The sequence below is a fragment of the Tepidimonas thermarum genome, from assembly GCF_007556705.1.
In the GTDB taxonomy this organism is placed as follows: domain Bacteria; phylum Pseudomonadota; class Gammaproteobacteria; order Burkholderiales; family Burkholderiaceae_C; genus Tepidimonas; species Tepidimonas thermarum.
In genome coordinates, this window is record NZ_VJOL01000074.1 from 1 (window position 1) to 7074 (window position 7074).

The following is a 7074-nucleotide window of genomic DNA, read 5'->3' on the forward strand; positions in this document are numbered from 1 at the left end:
GCGTCGGGGGCACGCGGCCATCCTCGTCGCGCGCTCGATGCCGGTGCGCTACCTGTTCTTGGACGAGGTGGACGGCTATCCGGGCGACGCCGACGGCGAGGGCGATCCGGTGGCGCTGGCGATGCAGCGCCGGCGGCAGCGCCCACCCAGCGCGATGCCGACATCGCCGTGCAGCGCCAGCGCGACGAACAACGCCGCCGCGAGGAGGCGCGCCGGCTGGCCGAGGCGCGCGCCGCGCAGGCCGCGCGCGAGCAGGCCGAGCGCGAAAAAGCCGCCCGCGAACGTGCCGCCCGGGAAAAGGCGGCGCGGGAGCAGGCCGCAAAAGAGAAGGCCGCCCGGGAAAAAGCGGCGCAGGAACAAGCGGCGAACGACAAAGCCGCGCGGGACAAAGCCGCCCGCGAGCGCGCCGAGCGCGAACAGGCCCTGCTGGAAGCCGAGCGCCAGCGCAACCTGGCGCGCATCCTGGGCCAGGCGCAGGCCACCGGTGGCCCGCAGGCGCGCGGCACCGCGCAGCGCGATGCGGGCCCCTCGGCCAGCTACGCCGGGCGGCTGGTCGCGCACATCCGGCCCAACATCGTGTTCACCGACACCGTGCCGGGCAACCCACGCGCCGAGGTGGAGGTGCGCACCATGCCGGATGGTACGATCCTGAGCAGCCGGCTGCTCAAGTCGAGCGGCCACCGCGCCTGGGACGACGCCGTGCTGCGGGCGATCGAGCGCACCGGCCGTCTGCCGCGCGACGAGGATGGCCGCGTGCCCCCGACGCTGATCCTGGGCTTTCGGCCCAACGAGTGATCAGTCGTACACGATTTCGGCGCGCTGCTCGTGCGCCTGCGCCATCCAGCGCGCCAGCGCGGCGTCGGTGGGGTAAAAGCTCGCGCGCTCGTCGAGCTGCAGCTCGCAGCGCGCGGTGGCGCGCCACACCGCCACGCGCACCGGCAGCGCGCGCAGCAGCTCGCCGTGCTCGGTCATTTCGCGCCGCGGCGGGAAGTCGCGCACCACCGCGGCGATGTCGGGCACCTGGCCGTTGACCGCGACACGCAGGTATTTGCCAAAGCGGCAGCGCGCCGTGGGCAGGTCCCACAGCTGTTGCACCTTCAAGCGCAGCCCGCCCGAGAAGCGGTCCGGCTGCGCCAGCACCTGGGCAATGACCAATTCGTCGTCTTTGAGCAGGTGGCGGTGGGCCTGGATCAGGCCCTCGTCGGCGGTGGCCTCCAGCACGGCGGTTTTGTCGTCGAGCTTGAAGATCGCCACCTTGCCGCGCTGGCCGTTGACGATGCGCAGGTCACCGACGATGGCGGCGACCAGGAACGGCTCGCGGCTGTCCACCACGTCGGCCAGCCGCACCTTGACGAAGCGCCGCACCTCGGCCTCGACCTCGTCGAACAGGTGGCCGGAGAAGTAAAACCCCAGCGCCGCTTTCTCGTGCGCCAGGCGCTCCTTGACGCCCCAGGGCAGCGCCTCGACCAGCGGCGGCGGCTCGGCAGCCGATCCGTGCCCACCGTCGCCGAGCGCATCGAACAGCCCGCCTTGTTGCGCGTTGGCCTCCTGGGCCGCCGCCCACTCGAACGCGCGGTCCAGCGACGCCAGCAGCGCCGCGCGGTTGCGGTGCAGGCTGTCGAACGCGCCGGCCTTGATGAGCGCCTCCACCGTGCGCTTGTTGACGCGCGAGCGGTCCACGCGCGCGCAAAAATCGTACAGGCTGGCAAACGGTCCGGCCACGTGCCCGTTGGGGCCCGCGCCGCGGCCTTCGCGCGCCGCGACGATGGCCTCGATGGCCTGCTGGCCCGTGCCCTTGACGGCGCCCAGCCCGTAGCGGATGTCACGGTCACCGATGGGCTCGAAGCGGTAGGTGCCGCGGTTGATGTCCGGCCCCTCGAAGCGGATGCCAAACCCCAGCGCGTCTTCGACCAGCACCTTGAGCTTGTCGGTGTCGTCGAGCTCGATGGTCATGTTGGCGCAGAAAAACTCCGCCGTGTGGTGGACCTTGAGCCACGCCGTGTGGTAGGCCAGCAGCGAGTACGCCGCCGCGTGCGACTTGTTGAAGCCGTAGCCGGCGAACTTTTCCATGAGGTCGAAGACCTCGTCCGCCTTGGCCTGATCGATGCCGTTTTTGGCCGCTCCCTCGCGAAAGATGGCGCGGTGCTTGGCCATTTCCTCGGGCTTTTTCTTGCCCATGGCGCGCCGCAGCAAGTCGGCGCCGCCCAGGCTGTAGCCGCCGAGCACCTGCGCCACCTGCATCACCTGCTCCTGGTAGACCATGATGCCGTAGGTCTCGGCCAGCACCGGCTCGAGCAGCGGATGCGGGTACTCCACCGGCTCGCGCCCGTGCTTGCGCGCCACGAAACTCGGGATCAGGTCCATCGGCCCCGGGCGGTAGAGCGCATTGAGGGCGATGAGGTCCTCCAGCCGCGTCGGTTTGGCATCCCGCAACATGCCCTGCATGCCGCGCGATTCGAACTGGAACACCGCCTCGGTGCGGCCCTGCTGGAACAGTTCGTAGGTGGCCGGGTCATCCAGGGGGATGCGCTCGAAGGCAAAGTCCTTTTGGTCCGGGTGGCGCGCGACGATGAATTCCTTGGCCAGCTCCAAAATGGTCAGCGTGGCCAGCCCCAGAAAGTCGAACTTGACCAGGCCGACCGCCTCGACATCGTCCTTGTCGTACTGGCTGACCGCCGACGTGCTGCCGGGCTGCTGGTAGAGCGGACAGAAATCGGTGAGTTTGCCCGGCGCGATGAGCACGCCGCCTGCGTGCATGCCGACGTTGCGCGTGATGCCTTCGAGCTTTTGGGCCAACTCGATGAGCTGGCGCACCTCCTCCTCGCGCTCGATGCGCTCGGCCAGCTGCGGCTCCATCTCGATGGCGTAGTGGTTCTTGTCGCCCTCCTTCTTGGGGTTGGGCGGGTATTGCAGGGTCACGCTCATGCCCGGCTTGTTGGGCACCAGCTTGGAGATGCCGTCGCAAAAGCCGTAGGCAAAATCCAGCACCCGCCCGACGTCGCGGATGGCCGCACGCGCGGCCATCGTGCCAAAGGTGGCGATTTGGCTCACCGCGTCCTTGCCGTACTTGTCCTTGACGTAGTCGATGACGCGGTCGCGGTTTTCCTGGCAAAAGTCGATGTCGAAGTCCGGCATCGACACGCGCTCGGGGTTGAGAAAGCGCTCGAACAGCAGGTTGTAGCGCAGCGGATCGAGGTCGGTGATCTTGAGCGCATACGCCACCAGCGAGCCGGCACCGGACCCGCGCCCTGGCCCCACCGGGCAGCCGTGCGTCTTGGCCCACTGGATGAAATCCGACACGATCAGGAAGTAGCCCGGAAAACCCATCTTGACGATGGTGTCGAGCTCGAACGCGAGCCGCTGCAGGTAGCGCGGACGCTGCTCGGCGCGCTGCGCCTCGTCGGGGTAGAGGTGTTGCAGCCGCTCTTCCAGGCCCTGCAGCGCGACGTGGCGAAAATAGGCTTCGGTGTCGAGCTGGCGGCCGTCCACCAGCGGGATCGGGAAGTCCGGCAGGCGCGGCTTGCCCAGCGTCAGCGTCAGGTTGCAGCGGCGCGCGATCTCCACCGTGTTGGCCAACGCCGAGGGCAGATCGGCAAACAGCGCCTGCATCTCGGCACTGCGCTTGAAATACTGCTCGCGCGTAAAGCGCCGCACGCGCTTGGGATTGGCCAGGATCTCGCCCTCGGCGATGCACACGCGCGCCTCGTGCGCCTCGAAGTCGTCGGCGGTCAAAAACTGGATCGGGTGCGTGGCCACCACGGGCAGCCCCAGGCGCGCGGCCAGCGGCACCACCGCCTGCACGTGGCGCTCGTCGTCGGGCCGGCCGGCGCGCTGCACCTCCAGGTAAAAGCGGTGCGGGAAGGCCTGCGCCAGGCGCAGCGCGACGGCGGTGGCGCGCGCCTCATCGCCCGCCAGCAGGGCCTGTCCCACCGGACCGCCGGCAGCGCCCGACAGCAGGATCAGACCCTGCGCCAGCGACTGCAACCAGGCCCACTGCACGAACGGCTGATCGCGCACGACGCCCTGCGTCCAGGCGCGGGCGAGCAACTCGCACAGGTTCAGATAGCCCTGGTGGCTTTGCACCAGCAGCAGCACCCGCGCAGGGGCGGCCGCCGGCGCGCCGGCGGGCGGCACGGGTTGCAGCTCGTCGGTCAGCCCGACCAGGTTGACCTCGGCCCCGAGCAGCGGCTTGACGCCCGCGGCGCGCGCGGCTTTGTAGAACTTGATGCCGCCAAAGAGGTTGTTGAGGTCGGTGATGGCCAGCGCCGGCTGATCATCGGCCGCCGCCAGCCTGACGGCGTCGTCGATGCGCGTGGTGCCATCGACGATGGAGAACTCGGTGTGCAGGCGCAGGTGTACGAACATGCCAGCGATTGTAGGAAGGCGCTGATCGCCCGCCCCGCGCCCGCAGCGCGATCAGCGCTTGAACTGCGCGGTCACCGCGGCCACCCGCTGGCCGAACAAACGCGCCGTCTCCAGGTCACCGCTGAGCATCTCCTGCGCGCTGGCGTCCGAAGGCGTGGTGGCCATCGCCCCGGCCGAGGAGCCGACGTAGTTGACGTCGTTGCGCTGCGCCGCCTTGGTGTTGGAGGGCATGAGGCCCGTGCCCACCCAGATGCCCCCGTGCTGCATGGCCAGCGTAAACAGGTAGTGCAGCGTGGAGAGCTTGTCGCCGTTCATGGTCGCGCTGTTGGTAAAGCCGGCAAACACCTTGTCTTTCCACTTCTGCACAAACCAGACCTTGCTCGACGCATCGGCAAATTTTTTGAACTGCCAGCTCACGCTGCCCATGTAGGTCGGGCTGCCCATGATGATGGCATCGGCCGCATCGAGCTGCTCCCAGCCGCCTTCGGGCAGGTTGCCCTCGGCATCGATGGCCAGCAGCTGGGCGCCGGCGCCTTCGGCCACCGCCTGCGCCATGCGTTGGGTGTGGCCGTAACCCGAGTGGTAAACCACGACGATGTTGGGCATGTCTGAACTCCTTGCTGTGGATGAATAGCCCCCCAAAAACGGGGGAGGCAACCGGAACCCTCACGACCCGCTGGTCGCCGCCGCGCATGCCGCGCGCGGCGCTCAGCGCGCCACATCGAACAGCAGCACCTCGGCCTGCTCGCCATCGGACAGGGTCAGCGCCGCCTCGTCGGCCACCAGCGCCGCGTCACCGCGCGCAAAGGGCTGGCCGTTGACGCGGATGCGCCCGCGCACCACGTGCACATACGCCAAGCGCCCGGGCGCCAGCGCGTGCGTCGCGGCCTCGGCGCCATCGAACAACCCCGCGTAGAGCGCCGCATCGGCGTGGATGCGCACCGGCGCATCATCGCTGCCCGCCAGCGCAGCGGCGCGCTCGGCCGGCACCGCGATCGGCCACAAGCGCGCGCGCTTGCACGGCGCCGAAAAGGTTTTTTGCTCGTAGCTGGGTTCGATGCCGCGCATGTTGGGCTCGATCCAGATCTGCAGCAGGTGCGTCGGCTGCTGTCCATGGTTGAATTCGCTGTGCATCACCCCACGGCCCGCGCTCATGCGCTGCACCTCGCCGGCGCGGATGGTCTCGACATGGCCCATGCTGTCGCGGTGGGCCAGCTCGCCGGCCAGCACATAAGTGACGATTTCCATGTCGCGGTGCCCGTGCATGCCAAAGCCGGTGCCCGGTGCGATCACGTCCTCGTTGATCACGCGCAGGTTGCCCCAACCCATGTAGCGCGGATCGAAGTAGCCGGCAAACGAAAACGAATGGTGGGATTGCAACCAGCCGTGGTCGGCGTAGCCCCGGTCGTGGCTGGCGCGTTTGGTGATCATGGTGGGCTTTCCGTGCGGGCAATGACGATGGTCGAACTGTAGGCCGTCGGGCGCGCCTGGCAGCACGACGCGTTTGATGGCATCATTCAAAACGTTTGAACGATTGACCCCCATGCCCACCCGCCCCCCGTACCCGGACAACGGGATGGCCCGCGCCGCGCTCGGCCCGGAGCAGCTGGCGTTGCTGGCCACCATCGCGCGCTGCGGCAGCTTTGCCGCGGCCGCACGCGAGCTGGGGCTGGTCCCCAGCGCCCTGAGCTACCGCGTGCGCCAGATCGAGGAGGCGCTGGACGTGCTGCTGTTCGACCGGCGCGCGCGCCGCGCCCAACCCACCCCCGCCGGCGCGGAGCTGCTGCGCGCCAGCGAACATTTGTTGCGCGAGTGGGACGCCGTCGCCCAGCGCGTGCGGCGCGTCGCCACCGGGTGGGAGGCCGAACTCACCATCGCCGCCGACGCCGTCATCGACGCGCGCACCCTGCTCGAACTGTGCGAGGCGTTCTACACCCTGGGGGCGCCGACCCGCCTGCGCCTGCGCAGCGAAACGCTGTCCGGCACGCTGGAGGCGCTGCTCAGCGGCCGCGCCGACCTCGCGCTGGGGGTGACCCTGGACCGCCAGCCGGGGGGCGACATCCACCTGCACGACCTGGGCGAGGTGGCGTTCTGGTTCGTGGTCGCCCCCTGCCACCCCCTGGCCGAAGCGCCGGAGCCGCTGACCCCGCAGACCCTGCGCGCGCACCGCATCGTGGCGGTGGCCGACTCCGCCCCCCGCGGCGGCCTGACCTACGGCCTGCTGCCGGGGCAAGACGTGCTGACCGTGCCCACCATGCAGATGAAGCTGGAGGCGCAGCTGCGCGGCCTGGGCTGTGGCTGGCTGCCACAGCCGCTGGTCCAGCCCTACGTGGATGCCGGTCACTTGGTGGTGCGGCAGACCACCCTGCCGCCGCGCACCGCGCGCACCGCGTATGCCTGGCGCGCCACGGGCGGGCGGCGCGCTGCCCCCGCCACCCCGGCGCTGCAGTGGTGGCTGCAACGCCTGGCCGACCCGGTCACCCGTGCCGCGCTGCTGATGCGCCGCCCGCGCCGCTGAAGCCCGCGCTGCGACGCTTCTGCTAGATTGGCGCCATCGCGTCCACCCACCGCACCACCATGCCACGCCGCTCCGACCCACCCGATCCCGGCCGCCGCCCACCGCCCCGCACCGCCGTGGCCGTGCCCGCCCGCGTCATGGCGATAATGCCCCGATTGTAAATTCCCGCCCCGCCCGGCCGGCAGCGCAGC

Annotated in this window: 5 protein-coding genes and 1 pseudogene; 3 read left to right on the forward strand and 3 right to left on the reverse strand. The window is 69.9% G+C overall.

Features of this window, described 5'->3' with window-relative positions; all coding sequences use genetic code 11:
- Together Tther_RS13565 and tolA are read left to right on the forward strand one after the other, a co-directional pair.
- Positions 1–136 (forward strand): annotated as a pseudogene (locus tag Tther_RS13565) (phage terminase large subunit family protein); the annotation flags it as partial.
- Positions 137–168: 32 nt separating this feature from the next.
- The gene (gene tolA, locus Tther_RS12375; protein ID WP_246099040.1) at positions 169–795 is read left to right on the forward strand and encodes a cell envelope integrity protein TolA; all 627 of its coding nucleotides are present in this window, start codon (positions 169–171) and stop codon (positions 793–795) included.
- Here the strand turns inward: tolA and dnaE are convergent, their stop codons facing one another.
- The 3 genes from dnaE to Tther_RS12390 all read right to left on the reverse strand — a co-directional run bounded on the left by dnaE (position 796) and on the right by Tther_RS12390 (position 5796).
- The gene (gene dnaE / locus Tther_RS12380; protein WP_143904323.1) at positions 796–4365 is read right to left on the reverse strand and encodes a DNA polymerase III subunit alpha; all 3570 of its coding nucleotides are present in this window, start codon (positions 4363–4365) and stop codon (positions 796–798) included.
- Between the two features lie 51 nt (positions 4366–4416).
- A complete protein-coding gene (locus tag Tther_RS12385; RefSeq protein WP_143904325.1) occupies positions 4417–4971 on the reverse strand; it encodes a flavodoxin family protein in 555 nt (184 codons plus the stop codon).
- Positions 4972–5073: 102 nt separating this feature from the next.
- The gene (locus Tther_RS12390) at positions 5074–5796 is read right to left on the reverse strand and encodes a pirin family protein (protein WP_143904327.1); all 723 of its coding nucleotides are present in this window, start codon (positions 5794–5796) and stop codon (positions 5074–5076) included.
- 112 nt (positions 5797–5908) lie between these two features.
- On the opposite strand from Tther_RS12390, the gene Tther_RS12395 reads away from it, so the two are divergent.
- Entirely contained in the window at positions 5909–6883 is a 975-nt protein-coding gene (locus Tther_RS12395) for a LysR family transcriptional regulator (RefSeq protein ID WP_246099041.1), read from the forward strand.
- The last annotated feature ends 191 nt before the right edge of the window (positions 6884–7074 follow it).